At 72.2% G+C, this 14,823-nt stretch carries 16 protein-coding genes; 5 read left to right on the forward strand and 11 right to left on the reverse strand.

The features are described 5' to 3' along the window. Positions 1–39 precede the first annotated feature (39 nt). On the forward strand, positions 40–1,191 hold the full coding sequence (locus ACT26F_RS07525; RefSeq protein WP_471669891.1) for a hypothetical protein: 1,152 nt from the start codon (positions 40–42) through the stop codon (positions 1,189–1,191). A 3-nt stretch (positions 1,192–1,194) separates the two neighbouring features. Here the strand turns inward: ACT26F_RS07525 and ACT26F_RS07530 are convergent, their stop codons facing one another. After that, positions 1,195–1,575, reverse strand: a complete 381-nt coding sequence (locus ACT26F_RS07530) for a universal stress protein (protein WP_471669892.1) — start codon at positions 1,573–1,575, stop codon at positions 1,195–1,197. A 64-nt stretch (positions 1,576–1,639) separates the two neighbouring features. Between ACT26F_RS07530 and ACT26F_RS07535 the strand changes: the two genes are divergently transcribed. Beyond that, positions 1,640–2,305 (forward strand): DsbA family oxidoreductase, encoded by a 666-nt coding sequence (locus tag ACT26F_RS07535; protein ID WP_471669893.1) that lies wholly within the window; start codon positions 1,640–1,642, stop codon positions 2,303–2,305. Between the two features lie 108 nt (positions 2,306–2,413). Here the strand turns inward: ACT26F_RS07535 and ACT26F_RS07540 are convergent, their stop codons facing one another. The 4 genes from ACT26F_RS07540 to ACT26F_RS07555 are packed head-to-tail and all read right to left on the reverse strand — an operon-like array spanning position 2,414 to position 5,876. After that, on the reverse strand, positions 2,414–2,821 hold the full coding sequence (locus ACT26F_RS07540) for a universal stress protein (RefSeq protein ID WP_471669894.1): 408 nt from the start codon (positions 2,819–2,821) through the stop codon (positions 2,414–2,416). A gap of 12 nt (positions 2,822–2,833) precedes the next feature. Further along, on the reverse strand, positions 2,834–4,363 hold the full coding sequence (locus ACT26F_RS07545; protein WP_471669895.1) for a tripartite tricarboxylate transporter permease: 1,530 nt from the start codon (positions 4,361–4,363) through the stop codon (positions 2,834–2,836). Next, on the reverse strand, positions 4,363–4,872 hold the full coding sequence (locus tag ACT26F_RS07550; RefSeq protein WP_471669896.1) for a tripartite tricarboxylate transporter TctB family protein: 510 nt from the start codon (positions 4,870–4,872) through the stop codon (positions 4,363–4,365). Before ACT26F_RS07550 ends, ACT26F_RS07545 begins: the two co-directional genes overlap by 1 nt. Further along, positions 4,869–5,876, reverse strand: a complete 1,008-nt coding sequence (locus ACT26F_RS07555) for a Bug family tripartite tricarboxylate transporter substrate binding protein (RefSeq protein WP_471669897.1) — start codon at positions 5,874–5,876, stop codon at positions 4,869–4,871. Before ACT26F_RS07555 ends, ACT26F_RS07550 begins: the two co-directional genes overlap by 4 nt. A 75-nt stretch (positions 5,877–5,951) precedes the next feature. On the opposite strand from ACT26F_RS07555, the gene ACT26F_RS07560 reads away from it, so the two are divergent. Both ACT26F_RS07560 and ACT26F_RS07565 read left to right on the forward strand, forming a co-directional pair. Continuing rightward, positions 5,952–7,568 (forward strand): sensor histidine kinase, encoded by a 1,617-nt coding sequence (locus tag ACT26F_RS07560; RefSeq protein WP_471669898.1) that lies wholly within the window; start codon positions 5,952–5,954, stop codon positions 7,566–7,568. After that, positions 7,565–8,224 (forward strand): response regulator, encoded by a 660-nt coding sequence (locus ACT26F_RS07565; RefSeq protein WP_471669899.1) that lies wholly within the window; start codon positions 7,565–7,567, stop codon positions 8,222–8,224. Before ACT26F_RS07560 ends, ACT26F_RS07565 begins: the two co-directional genes overlap by 4 nt. Here ACT26F_RS07565 and ACT26F_RS07570 read toward each other — a convergent pair. Next, on the reverse strand, positions 8,209–8,778 hold the full coding sequence (locus tag ACT26F_RS07570) for a DNA-3-methyladenine glycosylase (RefSeq protein ID WP_471669900.1): 570 nt from the start codon (positions 8,776–8,778) through the stop codon (positions 8,209–8,211). The genes ACT26F_RS07565 and ACT26F_RS07570 overlap by 16 nt on opposite strands. A gap of 53 nt (positions 8,779–8,831) precedes the next feature. On the opposite strand from ACT26F_RS07570, the gene ACT26F_RS07575 reads away from it, so the two are divergent. Then, the gene (locus tag ACT26F_RS07575) at positions 8,832–9,788 is read left to right on the forward strand and encodes a DUF2804 domain-containing protein (RefSeq protein WP_471669901.1); all 957 of its coding nucleotides are present in this window, start codon (positions 8,832–8,834) and stop codon (positions 9,786–9,788) included. Positions 9,789–9,791: 3 nt separating this feature from the next. On the opposite strand, the gene argH is transcribed toward ACT26F_RS07575, so the two are convergent. Genes argH through argB form a run of 5 tightly spaced genes read right to left on the reverse strand, consistent with a single transcriptional unit; the run spans position 9,792 to position 14,819 of the window. Further along, the gene (gene argH / locus ACT26F_RS07580) at positions 9,792–11,204 is read right to left on the reverse strand and encodes an argininosuccinate lyase (RefSeq protein WP_471669902.1); all 1,413 of its coding nucleotides are present in this window, start codon (positions 11,202–11,204) and stop codon (positions 9,792–9,794) included. Next, positions 11,197–11,718 (reverse strand): arginine repressor, encoded by a 522-nt coding sequence (locus ACT26F_RS07585; RefSeq protein WP_471669903.1) that lies wholly within the window; start codon positions 11,716–11,718, stop codon positions 11,197–11,199. Before ACT26F_RS07585 ends, argH begins: the two co-directional genes overlap by 8 nt. A 10-nt stretch (positions 11,719–11,728) precedes the next feature. Next, complete coding sequence (gene argF / locus ACT26F_RS07590) at positions 11,729–12,652, reverse strand: ornithine carbamoyltransferase (RefSeq protein WP_471669904.1); 924 nt, start codon at positions 12,650–12,652, stop codon at positions 11,729–11,731. Beyond that, positions 12,649–13,863 (reverse strand): acetylornithine transaminase, encoded by a 1,215-nt coding sequence (locus ACT26F_RS07595; protein ID WP_471669905.1) that lies wholly within the window; start codon positions 13,861–13,863, stop codon positions 12,649–12,651. Before ACT26F_RS07595 ends, argF begins: the two co-directional genes overlap by 4 nt. Beyond that, the gene (gene argB / locus ACT26F_RS07600) at positions 13,860–14,819 is read right to left on the reverse strand and encodes an acetylglutamate kinase (RefSeq protein ID WP_471669906.1); all 960 of its coding nucleotides are present in this window, start codon (positions 14,817–14,819) and stop codon (positions 13,860–13,862) included. Before argB ends, ACT26F_RS07595 begins: the two co-directional genes overlap by 4 nt. Between the last annotated feature and the right edge of the window lie 4 nt (positions 14,820–14,823).

Below are 14,823 nucleotides of genomic sequence, written 5' to 3' on the forward strand. Positions count from 1 at the left end.
GAGACTAGCCTCCGGCGGCGGACCCCTACGATCTCGACCGTGACCGCTACCACGTGGACCAGGACCGAGATCGTCGTACGCCCGGTCGAGGGTGACCTCGACGCGGCGATGGCCGCCGTCCGGGCCGGCCTCGCGGAGTACCGCGTCGTCGCGGGCACCGTCGCCGGAGCGCGCGAGGGTCGACCCGAGACCGTCGTCGCCCGCGTGCTCCTCGACCCGCAGCTGCGCCTGGCGACGCAGGAGGACGGCAGCCTGTTGCCGGGGCCCGAGTGGTTCCGCGTCGGCCAGCACCTCGCGCGGCGCGTCGGGGCGCGGGTGACGTTCGACGGCGAGGTCCTCATCGATCCCGAGGGCCACATCCACGAGACGCCGACGCCCGAGGAGGTCGCGGACGTCATCGGGCCCGTGACCGATCGGACGATCGTGGCGTGCCGCTCGCTCGACGCGATGCTGGACGCCGTGTTCGCCTCGTCGTTGGGTGGGACGCGCAGCCTCGTCGTCAACGGATGGCTCCTCGTGGAGGTGTCCGGCCGCCAGAGTGGCGCCTTCTCCAGCACCGAGCTGTCGCGCGAGCGCCGGCCGCTGATCGTCATGCACGCGGCCGGCGAGCACCGCGAGGTCGCCGTCACGCGCACGGCCGACGGGCGCATCGAGAGCTGGCGCCTGGTCCGTCCCGTCCCGGTCGAGCCCGTCGACGGGACGCACGACACGAGCGACCTCGGCCCGCGATACGTCGTCCTGCAGGAGCGGCCCGACAGCGGTCCGGACGAGCGCACGGCCGCGGCGTTCGACGACGCCGTCGACGATCCCTCCACGCTGCTCGTGTTCGCGGCCGGACTGCTGCAGGGACCCGACATCGCGGCGCGCTGGGCGGTCGATCCCGAGGCCGACCGTGGCGCCGCCACCGAGGTGCGGCGGCCGCGACGACGTGAGCTGGTCAAGGACGCGATGGCCGGCGAGCTCCCCGGCAAGGGTCCCTACGCGCGTCTGCGCCGGTTCTTCATGCGCCACCCGGCGTGGTGGCTGGCGTTCGGCATCGCTGAGCTGGTGATCGCCGTCGTCATGCTGCTGCCGGGAGTCGTCAGCGTGCCGGCGCTGAGCTGGATCCTGTGCGCCGTGTGGGCCCTCGACGGCGTCACGAACACGCTCGCGGCCATCGGGGCGTTGCGCGATCGCACCGCGCCCGCGTGACCGTCAGGGCTTGACGGCGATGACGGGCATCGGGGCGTCCAGCAGGATCATCTGGGTGACCCGGCCCATGAGCATCTTGCCGACGGGCGTGCGCTTGCGGATGCCGATCACGAGCCGCTCCGCCCCGGCGGCGACCGCCTCGTCGATCACGACGTCCGAGACCGAGAGCGAGGCCGCGGTGCGGACCTCGTAGGACAGGCCCTTGAGGTCGAACTGCTCGGTGAACTCCGAGAGATCGATCTCCTGCGGCTCGTCGAACTCGGGGTCGGTCTCACTGACGGTGATGAGCACGAGGCGTTCGCCGTTCGCCTCGGCCTCGGCCGCGGCCCAGCGGACCGCCGCCCGTCCGTAGTCGTCCGGGCGGTAAGCGACGGCGATGGTCATGCCTCGAGCGTATCGCGGGGAGGGCGCGGGAATGGGCCGGACGGCCGGAGCGTTGGCACCCAGCGTGAACGCTGCAACTCCCGGCCCCGTCAAGGTCGACATCTGGTCCGACATCGCGTGCCCCTGGTGCTTCATCGGCAAGCGCCGGCTCGAGAGCGCCCTGGCGCAGTGGGACGGCGACGTCGAGATCGAGTACCACAGCTTCGAGCTCGCGCCGGACACCCCGGTCGACTTCGAGGGCAGCGAGGTCGACTTCCTCGCCCACCACAAGGGCATGCCGCAGGCGCAGGTCGAGCAGATGCTGGCGCAGATGACCCAGCTGGCGGCCGACGAGGGTCTGTCGTACGACTTCGGCGCGTTGCGCCACACCAAGACGTTGCTCGCGCACCAGGCGCTGCACTTCGCGAAGGCGCACGGACGCCAGTCGGAGCTCAAGGAGCGACTGCTCTCGGCCTACTTCGAGCAGGGTCGCCACCTGGGCCGGATCGACGACCTGGTCGAGCTGGCCGCCGAGGTCGGGCTCGACGCCGACGCACTGCGCACCGCGCTCGAGTCCGGCGAGTTCGCCGAGGCCGTCGAGGCGGACATCGCCCAGGCCCGCGCGTACGGGATCGGCGGCGTGCCGTTCTTCGTCTTCGACGGTCGGCTCGGCGTCTCCGGAGCCCAGTCGCCCGAGGTCTTCCGCCAGGTCCTCGACCGGGCCGTCGCCGAGGCGGGGGCGGCGTCGTGACGGGCCCGTTCGAGCTCGTCGGCGACGAGACCACGGCGGTCTGCGTCGACGGCGTGTGCGCGATCCCCGAGGCCGAGGCCGCCGCCGAGTCAAAGGACTGACCCAGGGTCAGATCCCGTCCGACTCCTCGTCGGGCTTGACCGCCAGGACCGGGCACGGCGCGTCGAGGATGACCCGCTGGGCGACGCTGCCCAGCAGCGCCTTGCCCACCGGGCTCCGGTGTCGGACCCCGACGACGATGAGGCTCGCCGCCGTCTGGGTCGCGGCCGCCACGACCCCTTCGGCGACGTCGCGTACCACGTCCTGGCGCACCTCGGCATCGAGCCCCAGGGTCGCCAGCCGCGAGCGCACCTGCGCGATCTCCTCCTCGTGCGCGAACCGCGTGTCCACGAGGGCGTCCCCGCGGGTGTCGTTGACGACGAGCAGGTGCTCGCCGCGCAGGGTCGCCTCGGCGGCGCCGTGGGCCAGCGCGGCCCGTCCGTACCGGTCAGGGCTGTAGGCCACCACGATCGTCATGTCGTCGTCCTCTCAGATGTCGTCGGAGTCGGTCGCCGCGGCCCGGTCGAGCACGCGGTCGATCTCGTCGGTGCCGTGGCCGCGGCGGCGCCACGCCACCACCGCCATGATCACGGCGATGACCGCCATCAGGACGTAGACCAGCACGGCGACGGGCTCGCTCCACAGCGTGCTCACGTCGCCCTGCGAGATGGCCAGCGCGGTGGTCAGCTGCTCCTCCAGCCGCGGCCCGAGGATCACGCCGATGATGAGCGGCAGCACCGGCAGCCCGAACCGGCGCATCGCGAAGCCGAGCAGGCCGATCACGAGCAGCAGCGCCAGGTCGAACGCCTGGAAGTTGACGCTGTAGGCGCCCAGTGCGGCGAAGAACAGGATGCCGGCGTAGAGGTAGGGCCGCGGGATGCGCAGCAGCTTCGCCCACACCGGCGCCATCGGCAGGTTCAGCACGAGCAGCAGCGTGTTCGCGATGAACAGGCTCGCGAGCAGGGCCCACACGAGCTCGGGCTCGGTGTCCATGAGCTGGGGTCCGGGCTGGATGCCATAGCTCTGGATCGCCAGCAGCATGACCGCGGCCGTCGCCGTGGTCGGCAGGCCGATCGCGAGCAGCGGAACGAGCGTGCCCGCGGCCGAGGCGTTGTTCGCGGCCTCGGGCCCGGCGACGCCCTCGATCGCGCCCTTGCCGAACTCCTCGGGATGCTTCGTGAGGCGGCGCTCGGTGATGTACGACAGGAAGGTCGGGACCTCCGCGCCGCCGGCCGGCAGGGCACCGAAGGGGAACCCGAACGCCGTGCCGCGCAGCCACGGCTTCCACGAGCGACCCCAGTCGACCTTGCTCATCCACGGCTGTCCGACCGGGATGATCTCGAGCGGCCGGCGGCGCAGGTGGGACGCGACCCACAGCGCCTCGCCGATCGCGAAGATCGCGACGGCGACGACCACGACGTCGATGCCGTCGGCCAGCTCGGGGCGGCCGAACGTGAGCCGCGCCTGACCCGTCTGCGAACCGACCAGCGCGAGCGTGAGCCCGAGGAAGAGCGACGTGAACCCGCGCACCTTCGACGAGCCCAGCACCGCCGTCACCGTGAACAGGGCGAACAGCATGATCGCGAAGTACGAGGGCGCGCCGAGCTGGACCACGATGTCGGCGATGTTCGGCATCAGCAGGACGAGCAGGATCGACCCGATCGTGCCGGCCACGAAGGACCCGATCGCCGCCGTCGCGAGGGCCTGGGCCGCGCGGCCCGCCTTCGCCATCTTGTTGCCCTCGAGCGCCGTGACGACCGACGACGACTCGCCCGGTGTGTTCAGCAGGATCGAGGTCGTCGAGCCGCCGTACATGCCGCCGTAGTAGATCCCGGCGAACATGATGAGCGCGCCGGCCGGCTCGATGTTGTACGTGATCGGCAGCAGCAGCGCGACCGTCATGGCCGGGCCGATGCCCGGCAGCACACCGACGGCCGTGCCCAGCAGCACGCCGATCACGGCGTACATGAGGTTCTCCGGGGTCAGCGCGTTCGCGAAGCCCTCCATGAGCAGATCCATCAGAGCACTCCGTCCAGGATGCCGGCGGGAATCGGGATCCCCAGGCCGACGTAGAAGCCGTACCAGGTCAGCAGGGACATCGCGATGCCCACGCCGAGGTCGAGCAGGAGCCGTCGGCTGCCCAGGATCCGGGCCGAGGCCGCGAACAGGAAGGCGCCCATGATCGCCCAGCCGAGCCACCCGATCAGGGCGATTACGACCACGATCACGGCGATCAGCTGCAGGAGGGTCGTCCAGTCCTGACCCCCGCTCAGGTCGACGTCCTCGCCCTCCTCCTGCTCGGCGACGTCACCGCGCCACGTCGCCACCGCGAGCAGGACGCCCAGGACGAGCAGGACCGATCCGATGGCGTAGGAGAACGCGTAGGGCTGGACCGGTTGGTCGGCGAAGCCCGGGTCGAGGCCCAGCGCGTCGACCAGCACGACGACGCCGACGAAGGCGACGAAGGCGGCCAGCCCGTACTGGGCGGTGTCCACCGTGCGCTGTGGTGTGGTGTCCGGGGTGCTCATGCCAGTCCCAGCTCCTCGAGGGTCGAGGCGACGCGGTCGTTCTGCTCCTGCAAGAACTCGCCGAACTCGTCGCCGGTGATGAAGTCGTCCGTCCAGCCGTTGCGCTCCAGGGCCTCCTGCCACTCGGGCGTGTCGTGCATCTGCTTGACCAGCTCGATGTACTCGTCCCGCGTCGCGTCGGAGACTCCCGGCGGGGCGAGCACGCCGCGCCAGTTGATGAAGCTGAAGTCGATGCCCTCCTCCTTGAGAGTCGGCGCGTCCACCGTGTCGAGGCGCTCCTCGCCGGAGACCGCGAGGACGCGCAGCGAGCCGTCCTCGATCTGCCCCTCGAACTCCCCCAGGCCCGACATGCCGACCTCGATCTTGGAGCCGAGCAGTGCCGTCGTGAGGGGTCCGCCGCCGTCGTAGGTGATGTAGTTGACGTCCGTCGGGTCGATCCCCAACTCCTGCGCGAGCTGCATCGGGAAGAGGTGGTCCGGACCGCCCGGCGACGATCCGCCGCCGATCGTCACGCTCCCCGGATCGTCCTTCCAAGCGTCGACGAGGTCCTGGACGGACGTGAACTCGGAGTCGGCCGGGACGAGGATCCCCTCGGGCTCGGAGACGAGCTGCGCGATGGGCGTCGCCTTGTCGACCGTGGCTTTCGAGCCGTTCGTGAAGACCGATCCGACGACGCCCAGGCCCATCGTCATCATGAGGTCGTCGGCGCCGCGCTCGTTCATGAGCCGCTGCATCGCGACCGTGCCGCCGGCACCGATGACGTTCGTGACCTCGAAGCGGCCCGTGAGCTCGTTCTCCTCCATCGCGCGCACCGCGGCCCGACCGGTCAGGTCGTACCCGCCGCCGGGGCTGTTGGGGATCATCATCCGCAGCCGGCGGTTGGCCGGGTCGTCGTCGGCGGCCCGGGTCACGCCGCAGCCGGCGAGCATCGCCAGCACGAGCGTCACCACGATCCCGACGCCGAGCGTCCGGCTCCGGCGGTTCGTCGTCTCCCAGGTGGTCATCGGTCCTCCTCGTCCTCCACCCTGATCATGCGGGCGGATGTGGCGTGGGTCACGATTGCGGAACCAAAGGAGGTTGTGGTCATTGTGGTCACGCGCAACGGCACACCGAGCGGGCGCCGACTGACGCTGGCGGGGCAGGTCCTGCTGCTGCAGCTGGCGGTCGTCGCCGGCGTGCTTCTCGTGGTGGCGGTCATCTCGTTCCGCCAGAGCACCGCGGCGTTCACCGACGAGCGCGGCAGCGCCATGCGATCGGTGGCCGAGTACCTCGCCGGCGGCGAGGTCGTGCGCACCGCGATCGACGACCCGGCGGCAACCCGGACGCTCGCTCCCTTCGTGGAGCGCGCCGTCGCCCTGTCGGGAGCGACGGACGTCCTGGTCACGGATCCGGACGGCGTCGTCATCGCCTCGGCCGAGCCCGCAGAGGTCGGCACGACGATCGACCTGGGCGAGAGTCGGGTGCGCGAGGGCCGGGGCTGGAGCGGCGACCTCGTCCGTGACGAACGGCGCCACGTCACCGCGCACGCGCCCGTGATCGCCGACGACGGCACGCTCGCCGGCATCGCCGTCGCGGAGCAGGCGTACCCGTCGTGGTGGGACCGGATCACCGAGTCGATGAGCGACCTCGCGCTCTACCTGGGCCTCGGAGCCCTGCTGGGCGGCCTGGGGACGTGGGCCGTGGCCCGCCTGCTGAAGCGGCGCACGCGCGGCCTGGCCGGCGAGGAGATCGCCACGCTCGCCGACCACCGCTACGCCCTGCTGCACAGCATCCGCGAGGGCGTCGTCGCCGTCGACAACTCCGGCACGGTCACCGTCATGAACGACGCCGCGCGACGCCTGCTCGACGTGGCGGACGAGCCGATCGGACGGCGACTCGACGAGCTGGGCCTCGACCCCGACCTGACGGCGCTCATCAGCGGCGATGCCGAGGCCCGGGACGCCGTCGTCCTGACGGGCGACCGGGTGCTCGTGGTCAACCGCCGCGCCGCGTCCAGCCGCGGCCTGGGCATCGGCAGCGTCACGACGATGCGCGACCGCACGGACGTGGTCGAGGTGGAGCAGCAACTCAGCTCGAACCTCTCGATCAGCGATGCCCTGCGCGCGCAGACGCACGAGTTCGCGAACCGGCTGCACACGATCTCTGGCCTCGTCGAGCTCGGCGAGTACGACGAGCTGGCGAGTCTGCTGGGGACGCTCACCCGCGAGCGGGCGGTCCTCGACACGAGCCTGCGCGAGGCCGTGCAGGACCCGGCCGTCGCGGCGCTGCTCGCGGCCAAGGCGAGCCAGGCCGCCGAGGCCGGACTGCGACTGCGGATCGACGAGGGCTCGCACCTGTCCGCCCTCGAGCCCGAGCAGGCCGCCGACCTCACGACGGTGCTGGGCAACCTCGTCGACAACGCCATCGACGCGTGCCGGGGCGGCGCGGGGCACGAGGTCGTCGTCCGGCTGGTCGACGCCGATGGCACGATCGAGGTCGTGGTGAGCGACGACGGTCCCGGTGTCCCGGCGCAGATCGCCGGGTCGATCTTCGCGCGGGGATTCTCGACGAAGCCCGAGGTCCTCGGCGGACGCGGGATCGGCCTGCCCCTCGTCCGGCTCATCGCGACCCGCAGTGGCGGCTCCGCGACCCTTGACGACGGGGGTCCGGGGGCGACCTTCCGCGTCCGACTGCCGCGCAGTGGGGGTGGCGCATGATCCGCGTCCTCGTCGTCGACGACGACTTCATGGTGGCGAGGATCCACGAACGGTTCGTGGAGCGCACGGAGGGCTTCGCCGTCGCCGGGACCGCCGGCACGGGAGCGGACGCGCTGGCCGCCGTCGCCGAGCTCGATCCGGACCTCGTGCTGCTGGACGTGCACCTGCCCGACATGGACGGCATCGACGTGCTGCGCTCCCTGCGGGCTGCGGGGCACGGCGTGGGCGTCATCATGGTCACCGCCGAGCGGGACTCCGAGGTCGTCCGCGCGGCGTTGTTGGGCGGGGCGCAGCAGTACCTCGTGAAGCCGTTCGAGTATCCCGAGCTCGCCGATCGGCTGCGGGCCGTCGCGCGGTCGCTGACGGCGCTGCGCGCCGATCCGGAGCCCGACCAGTCGGCGATCGACCGCGCCTTCGGCGGCTCCCACGGGGCGACCCCGTTGCCGAAGGGTCTCAGCGCGGAGACGGCCGCGTCGATGCTCACCGCGCTCGCGGACGCCGGCGAGGTCTCCGCCGCCGAGGCCGCCGAACTCGTGGGCCTGTCGCGGGTCAGCGCCCGCCGCTACCTCGAGCACTTCGTGGGCACCGGCCGCGCGACGGTGCGACTGCGCTACGGCTCCGCCGGGCGACCCGAGCGGCGCTACCTGCTGGAGTGAGTCGAGTCGGCCCGGGGGTGACGTCGATGGCTCGACACGGTCGGGTCGCCGGTCGCCCAGAACCGCCACGGGACGTCCGGCGCGAGCCGCACGCCGACGCGTGCACCGGCCGAGACCTCGGGACGGTCGACCCGCTCCCCCAGGCACACCGGCACGCCGTCCAGCAGGTCGGTGCCGAGGTCGGCACTCGTGATGCCGAGCGCTCGGGTCAGGTTGCCCGGGCCGCGGGCGAGCGCCGACGCGGCCACCGGTCCGCGGCGCTCGTACGCCAGCGCGAGACCGTCGACGACCTCGCCCGCGCGGACGAGCACGGCGGCGGCCTGCTCCGTCGGGCCGGTCACGACGTTCGCGGCGTGGTGGCCGTGGATCCGGTACACGTACAGCCGCCAGGGCGGGCCGTACATGATCTCCGACCGAGGGGTGCGCACGAAGGCGTGCGAGGCCGGATCGTCCACGCCGCCGTAGGCCTCGACCTCCGTGATCCGCACCGTCACGCCGTGCCCGAGCAGCAGCCGTCCGAGCAGGTCGCGGGCGTGATCGGTGACGTCGGCCATGGATCTCTCCTACCACGCGCGAGGTGGGGAGACCCCGGGCCTACGCTCGACCCATGCCCGAGATCGTCGAGCCCGTCGACCTGGCCGTCGGCCGCCGGCTCAACCCCGAGGCCGTCGGGTGGACACGGCGACCGCTGCACCGCACGGCGCTGCCGTGGACGGGGCGGGTCAAGCGCTGGGAGTACTGGGGCGTCATGACGCCGAGGTTCGTGCTGGGGCTGACGATCGCCGACCTGGACTACGCCCACCTCACGCAGGTGTACGCGTACGACCGCACCCTGGGCCACGAGGTCGTCGCGGACACGACGGGACTGGGCCCGATGCGCCCGCCGCTGTCGGACGGGTTGCCACCCATGACGGCCATCAGTGGTCCGCTGACGTTCACGGACCACGGCCGCGGCACCCGCATCGGCGTCGCCGGCGAACGGGTGCAGGCGGCGCTGGAGGTCGAGGGCGGCAGCGAGGCGCTCGGCGTCGTCGTGCCGTGGGGTCCTCGCCGGTTCCAGTACACGCTCAAGGACCTCGCCCGGCCGGTGAGCGGCACGATCACCGTCGACGGCGAGCGCGAGGCCGTCGTCGCCGGCTGGGCCGTGCTCGACCGCGGACGCGGGGTGTGGCCCTACCTCATGACGTGGAACTGGGGCGCCGGCAGCGGCACCGTGGCGGGCGCCCGACTGGGCCTGCAGCTCGGCGGCCGCTGGACCGACGGGACCGGCCAGACGGAGAACGGCCTGATCGTGGACGGGCGCCTGCACCACTGGACCGACGACCTGACCTGGACGTACGACCTCGAGGACCCCGACTCGGCGTGGGTCGTCACCGGACCCGATGTCGAAGCCGTCCTGACCCCGTTCCACCGCCGCGAGGCGAAGACCCAGCTGGGGGTCATCGCCTCACGGACGTACCAGGCGTTCGGTCGCTGGTCCGGCTGGGCCCGCGGCCCCAAGGGGGTCGACTACCGCCTCGACGGCCTCCACGGCTGGGCCGAGGAGGCGCGCAACCGCTGGTAGGCCTCAGAGGCGGGAGCGCAGCTCGGTCAGCTGCTCGGTGACGCGCGCGAGCGCCGTGCCACCGCGGCCGTCGCGCGAGCCGATGGAGCCGGAGACCGTGAGCACCTCGCGGACTCCCCCGGGCTCGGACGCACCCGCCAGGTGGGCCGAGATCTGGGTGAACTCCTCGTCGGTGAGGTCCCACAGCTCGACGCCGCGCTCCTCGCACGCGCGCACGCAGGCGCCGGAGAGCTCGTGGGCGACCCGGAAGGGCACACCGTGGCGGACGAGCCACTCGGCGATGTCGGTCGCCAGCGCGAAGCCCTGCGGTGCCAGGTCCGCCATCCGCGCCGTGTTGAACGTCATCGTCGCGACCATCCCGGTGAACGCGGGCAGCAGCACCTCGAGCGTGTCGATCGAGTCGAAGACCGGCTCCTTGTCCTCCTGCAGGTCTCGGTTGTAGGCCAGCGGCAGCGCCTTGAGCGTGGCCAGCAGCCCGGCGAGGTTGCCGATCAGGCGGCCGGCCTTGCCGCGCGCGAGCTCGGCGATGTCGGGGTTCTTCTTCTGCGGCATGATGCTCGACCCGGTCGAGTACCCGTCGTACAGCGTGACGAAGTCGAACTCCTTCGTGTTCCAGAGGATGACCTCCTCGGCCAGGCGGGAGACGTCGACGCCGATCTGGGCGGTCACGAAGGCGAACTCCGCGACGAAGTCGCGCGACGCCGTGCCGTCGATCGAGTTCGGCGTCGATCCGGTGAAGCCGAGGTCCGCCGCGACCGCCTCGGGATCGAGTCCCAACGAGGAGCCGGCGAGCGCACCGGAGCCGTACGGCGACTCCGCCGCGACGCGGACGTCCCACTCGCGCAGGCGGTCAAGGTCGCGCACGAGCGGCCAGGCGTGCGCCAGCAGGTGGTGCGACAGCAGCACGGGCTGGGCGTGCTGCAGGTGCGTGCGCCCGGGCATCGGGGCGCCGAGGTGCCGTTCGGCCTGACCCGCGATCGCCTCGACGAGCTCGCGCACGAGCGCGCCGACCTGACGACCGTGGTCGCGCAGGTACGCGCGGAACAGCGTGGCGACCTGGTCGTTGCGGGAGCGGCCCGCCCGGAGCCGCCCGCCGAGCTCGGCGCCCAGGCGTTCCATCAGGCCACGCTCGAGCGCGGAGTGGACGTCCTCGTCCTCGGGCTGCGGCCGGAAGTCACCCGAGCGCACGTCGGCGTCGAGGGCGTCGATGCCCGCGATCATCGCGGCGAGGTCGTCGTCGGACAGCAGGCTCGCGCCGTGCAGCACGCGCGCGTGGGCCCGCGACCCGGCGAGGTCGTACGGCGCCAGTCGCCAGTCGAAGTGCGTGGACCGCGAGAGCTCGGTGAGCTCGGGCGAGGGGCCGGAGGCGAACCGGCCGCCCCACAGGCGGGACTCGGATTCGGGAGTGTCAGTCATCGGTGGGCACCTTACGTGCGAGCGAGGTGAAGTGGGCGGCGAGGTCCTCGCCGCCCAGCGGGTCACGGGAGATCAGCAGGACCGTGTCGTCGCCCGCGATCGTGCCGAGCGCCTCGGTCATCTGGACGTGGTCGATCGCCGAGGCGAGGAACTGGGCGGCACCGGGCGGGGTGCGCAGGACGACGAGGTTGGCCGAGGCCTGCGACGACACGAGCAGCTCGCGCAGGAGTCGCTGCAGTCGGGCCTGGGCGGCCACGGAGTCGGTCGCGGCGCGGGCAGTGCGATCGCCACCCTCCCCCGGCACGGCGTACACGAGCGAGCCGTCGGCCTGCCGCACGCGCACCGCGTCGAGCTCGTCGAGGTCGCGCGACACGGTCGACGCGGTCGCCGAGACGCCCTCGGCCTCCAGCAGGGCCACGAGCTCGCCCTGCGACCGCACACCGCGAGTGCCCAGCAGCCGACCGATCAGCTGCTGCCGTGCGGCCTTGGTGCCCGGGATCGACGCTTCGCTCACGATGGCCCGCTCATCCCTGCTCGAGCAGCCACGTCAGGACCGCCTTCTGCGCATGGACGCGGTTCTCGGCCTCGTCCCACACGACGGACTGCGGCCCGTCGATGACCTCTGCGGCGATCTCGAGGCCGCGGTAGGCCGGCAGGCAGTGCAGGACGATCGCGTCCGGCGCAGCCTTGGCGAGCAGGTCGGTCGTCACCGAGTAGTCGCCGAACAGGGCGACGCGCTCGGCCTTCTCGGCCTCCTGGCCCATCGACACCCACGTGTCGGTGATGACGACGTCGGCTCCGGCCACGGCCTCGAGCGGATCGGTCGTCACCGCGACGGAGCCGCCCGTGCGACCGGCGATCTCGGCGGCGTCCTGCACGATCCGCGGCAGCGGGTGGTAGCCCACGGGCGCCCCGATCCGGACGTGCATGCCGGCAGTGGCGCCGCCGACGAGGTACGAGTGCGCCATGTTGTTGGCCCCGTCGCCGACGTACGCGACGGTCAGCCCCGCGAGGGCGCCCTTGTGCTCGATCACCGTCAGCCAGTCGGCCAGGATCTGGCACGGGTGGAAGTCGTCCGAGAGCGCGTTCACGACCGGCACCCCGGCGTGCAGGGCCATCTCCTCGAGTCCCACGTGGGCGTAGGTACGCCACACGATCGCGCTCGCCATCCGGCCGAACACGCGCGCGGTGTCCGCGATCGGCTCGCCGCGACCGACCTGGGTGACCCCGGAGTCCATCACGATCGGATTGCCGCCCAGCTCGGCGACGCCGGCGGCGAAGGAGACGCGGGTGCGCGTGGAGGACTTGTCGAACAGCACGACGACCGACTGCGGCCCGGCCAGCGGGCGTCGGCCGTAGGGATCGGCCTTGAGCTCGGCCGCGAGGACGAGGATCTCGGCCTGCTCGACCGGGCTGAGGTCGTCGTCGCGCAGGAAGTGCCGGGTCATGACATCACCTCGTCGATCACGGAGTTGAGCGTGCGGACGGCGTTGGCGGCCTCGTCCTCGGAGAGCACGAGCGGCGGCGCGAGCCGAAGGCGGTCGGGGGTCGGGGCGTTCACGATCAGGCCCGCGTCGAGGGCAGCCTTCTGGATCTCGGCGGCCCGCGGCTCGGTCAGGACGACACCGCGCAGCAGTCCGCGCCCGGTGACCGTCTCGACCCGCGTGTTCGCGCCCAGACCCTCGGCGAGCTGGTCGCCCCGGTTGCGGGTCGCCGCCAGCAGGTCCTCGGATTCGATCGTGGCGATCACGGCCAGTCCCGCCGCCGTCGCGACAGGGTTCCCGCCGAACGTCGTGCCGTGGTTTCCCGGCTGGAGCAGGGTCGCGGCGTCGCCGAGCGCGATGCACGCGCCGATCGGGATGCCGCCGCCGAGTCCCTTGGCCAGCGTGACGAGGTCCGGGACGACCCCGGTTCCCGAGTGGCCGAACCACTCGCCCGTGCGGCCGATGCCGGTCTGCACCTCGTCGAGCCACAGCAGCGCGCCGTGCTCGGAGGTGATCCGCCGCGCCTCGGCGAGGTAGTGCTCGGGCGGCACGATGACGCCGGCCTCGCCCTGGATCGGCTCGAGGATCACCGCCGCGACGGTCTCGTCGACCGCCGCCTCGAGCGCTGCGGCGTCGCCGTACGGCACCCAGCGGACGTCGCCCGGAAGCGGCTCGAAGGGCTCACGGTAGGCCGCCTTCGACGTCAGCGCGAGCGCCCCCATCGTGCGGCCGTGGAACGAGCCCTCGGCGGCGACGATCGTCGTGCGGCCCGTCTTGCGGGTCGCCTTGAGCGCGGCCTCGTTGGCCTCGGTGCCCGAGTTCGTGAAGAAGACGCGACCGTCCTGCCCGAGCAGGCCGAGCAGCCTCTCCGCGAGCTCGATCTGCGGTGCGCTCGTGAAGAAGTTGCTCACGTGTCCGAGCGTCTGCAGCTGGGACGTGACGGCGGCGAGGATCGCGGGGTGTGCGTGGCCGAGCACGTTCACGGCGATCCCGCCGAGCAGGTCGAGGTACCGGTTCCCGTCGGCGTCCCACACGTGGGAGCCCTCGCCGCGCACGAGGACGCGCTGCGGGTCGCCGAACGTGTTCATGAGCGCGCCGCGGTAGCGGTCGGCCCACTCCGCGCCACCGGGCCGCGGCTCGCGGCCGTGGATCACGACTCCTTCGGGCAGGCTCATGTGGCCGATCCCTTCGCACTGGTGGTGTAGAGCGCGGAGCGGATCTTCGTCCGCGCACCGTCGAGGACCTGGGTGCCCACGCCCTCGTCCGTGAAGATCTCCAGCAGCACCGAGTGCGGCTCGCGACCGTCCACGACCGTGGCGCGCTTGACCCCGCCGCGGACGGCGTTCAGGCACGCGGTCATCTTGGGGATCATGCCGCTGGCCAGCTCGGGCAGGATCGCCTCGAGCGACTCGGGGCTGATCTCGCCGATGACGTCGGTGCTGTTCGGCCAGTCGGCGTAGAGCCCCTCGACGTCGGTGAGCACGAGCAGCTTCTCGGCGCCCAGCGCGACCGCGAGCGCCGATGCCGCGGTGTCGGCGTTGACGTTGAGCACCTGGCCGTCGGCGTCGGGCGCGACGGTCGAGACGACCGGGATGCGACCGGCCTCGATGAGGTCGATGACGGCCTCGGGGCGGACGCCCACGACCTCGCCGACGAGGCCCAGATCGACCGGCTCACCGTCGACGACCGTCGTCGTGCGCTCGGCCGTGAAGAGGCCGCCGTCCTCCCCGGAGAGCCCGACGGCGAGGTCGCCGTGCGCGTTCAGCAGTCCGACGAGCTCGGAGCCGACCTGGCCCTTCAGCACCATCCGGACGACCTCCATGGCCTCCGGCGTCGTGACCCGCAGACCGCCGCGGAACTCGGACTCGATGCCGAGCCGGTCGAGCATGGAGCTGATCTGCGGCCCACCGCCGTGCACGACGACGGGCTTGAAGCCGGCCAGCCGCAGGAACACGATGTCCTCGGCGAACGCGTGCTTCAGCGCCTCGTCGGTCATGGCGTTGCCGCCGTACTTCACCACGACGATCTTGCCGTGGTACGCCTTCAGCCACGGCAGGGCGTGGGCGAGCGTGGCGGCCTTGTTGGTCGCCTTCGCCCACTCCTCGTGGCTCCACTCGGTCAGTTCGCTCATCTCG

The organism is Aeromicrobium sp. SP1, from assembly GCF_055663785.1.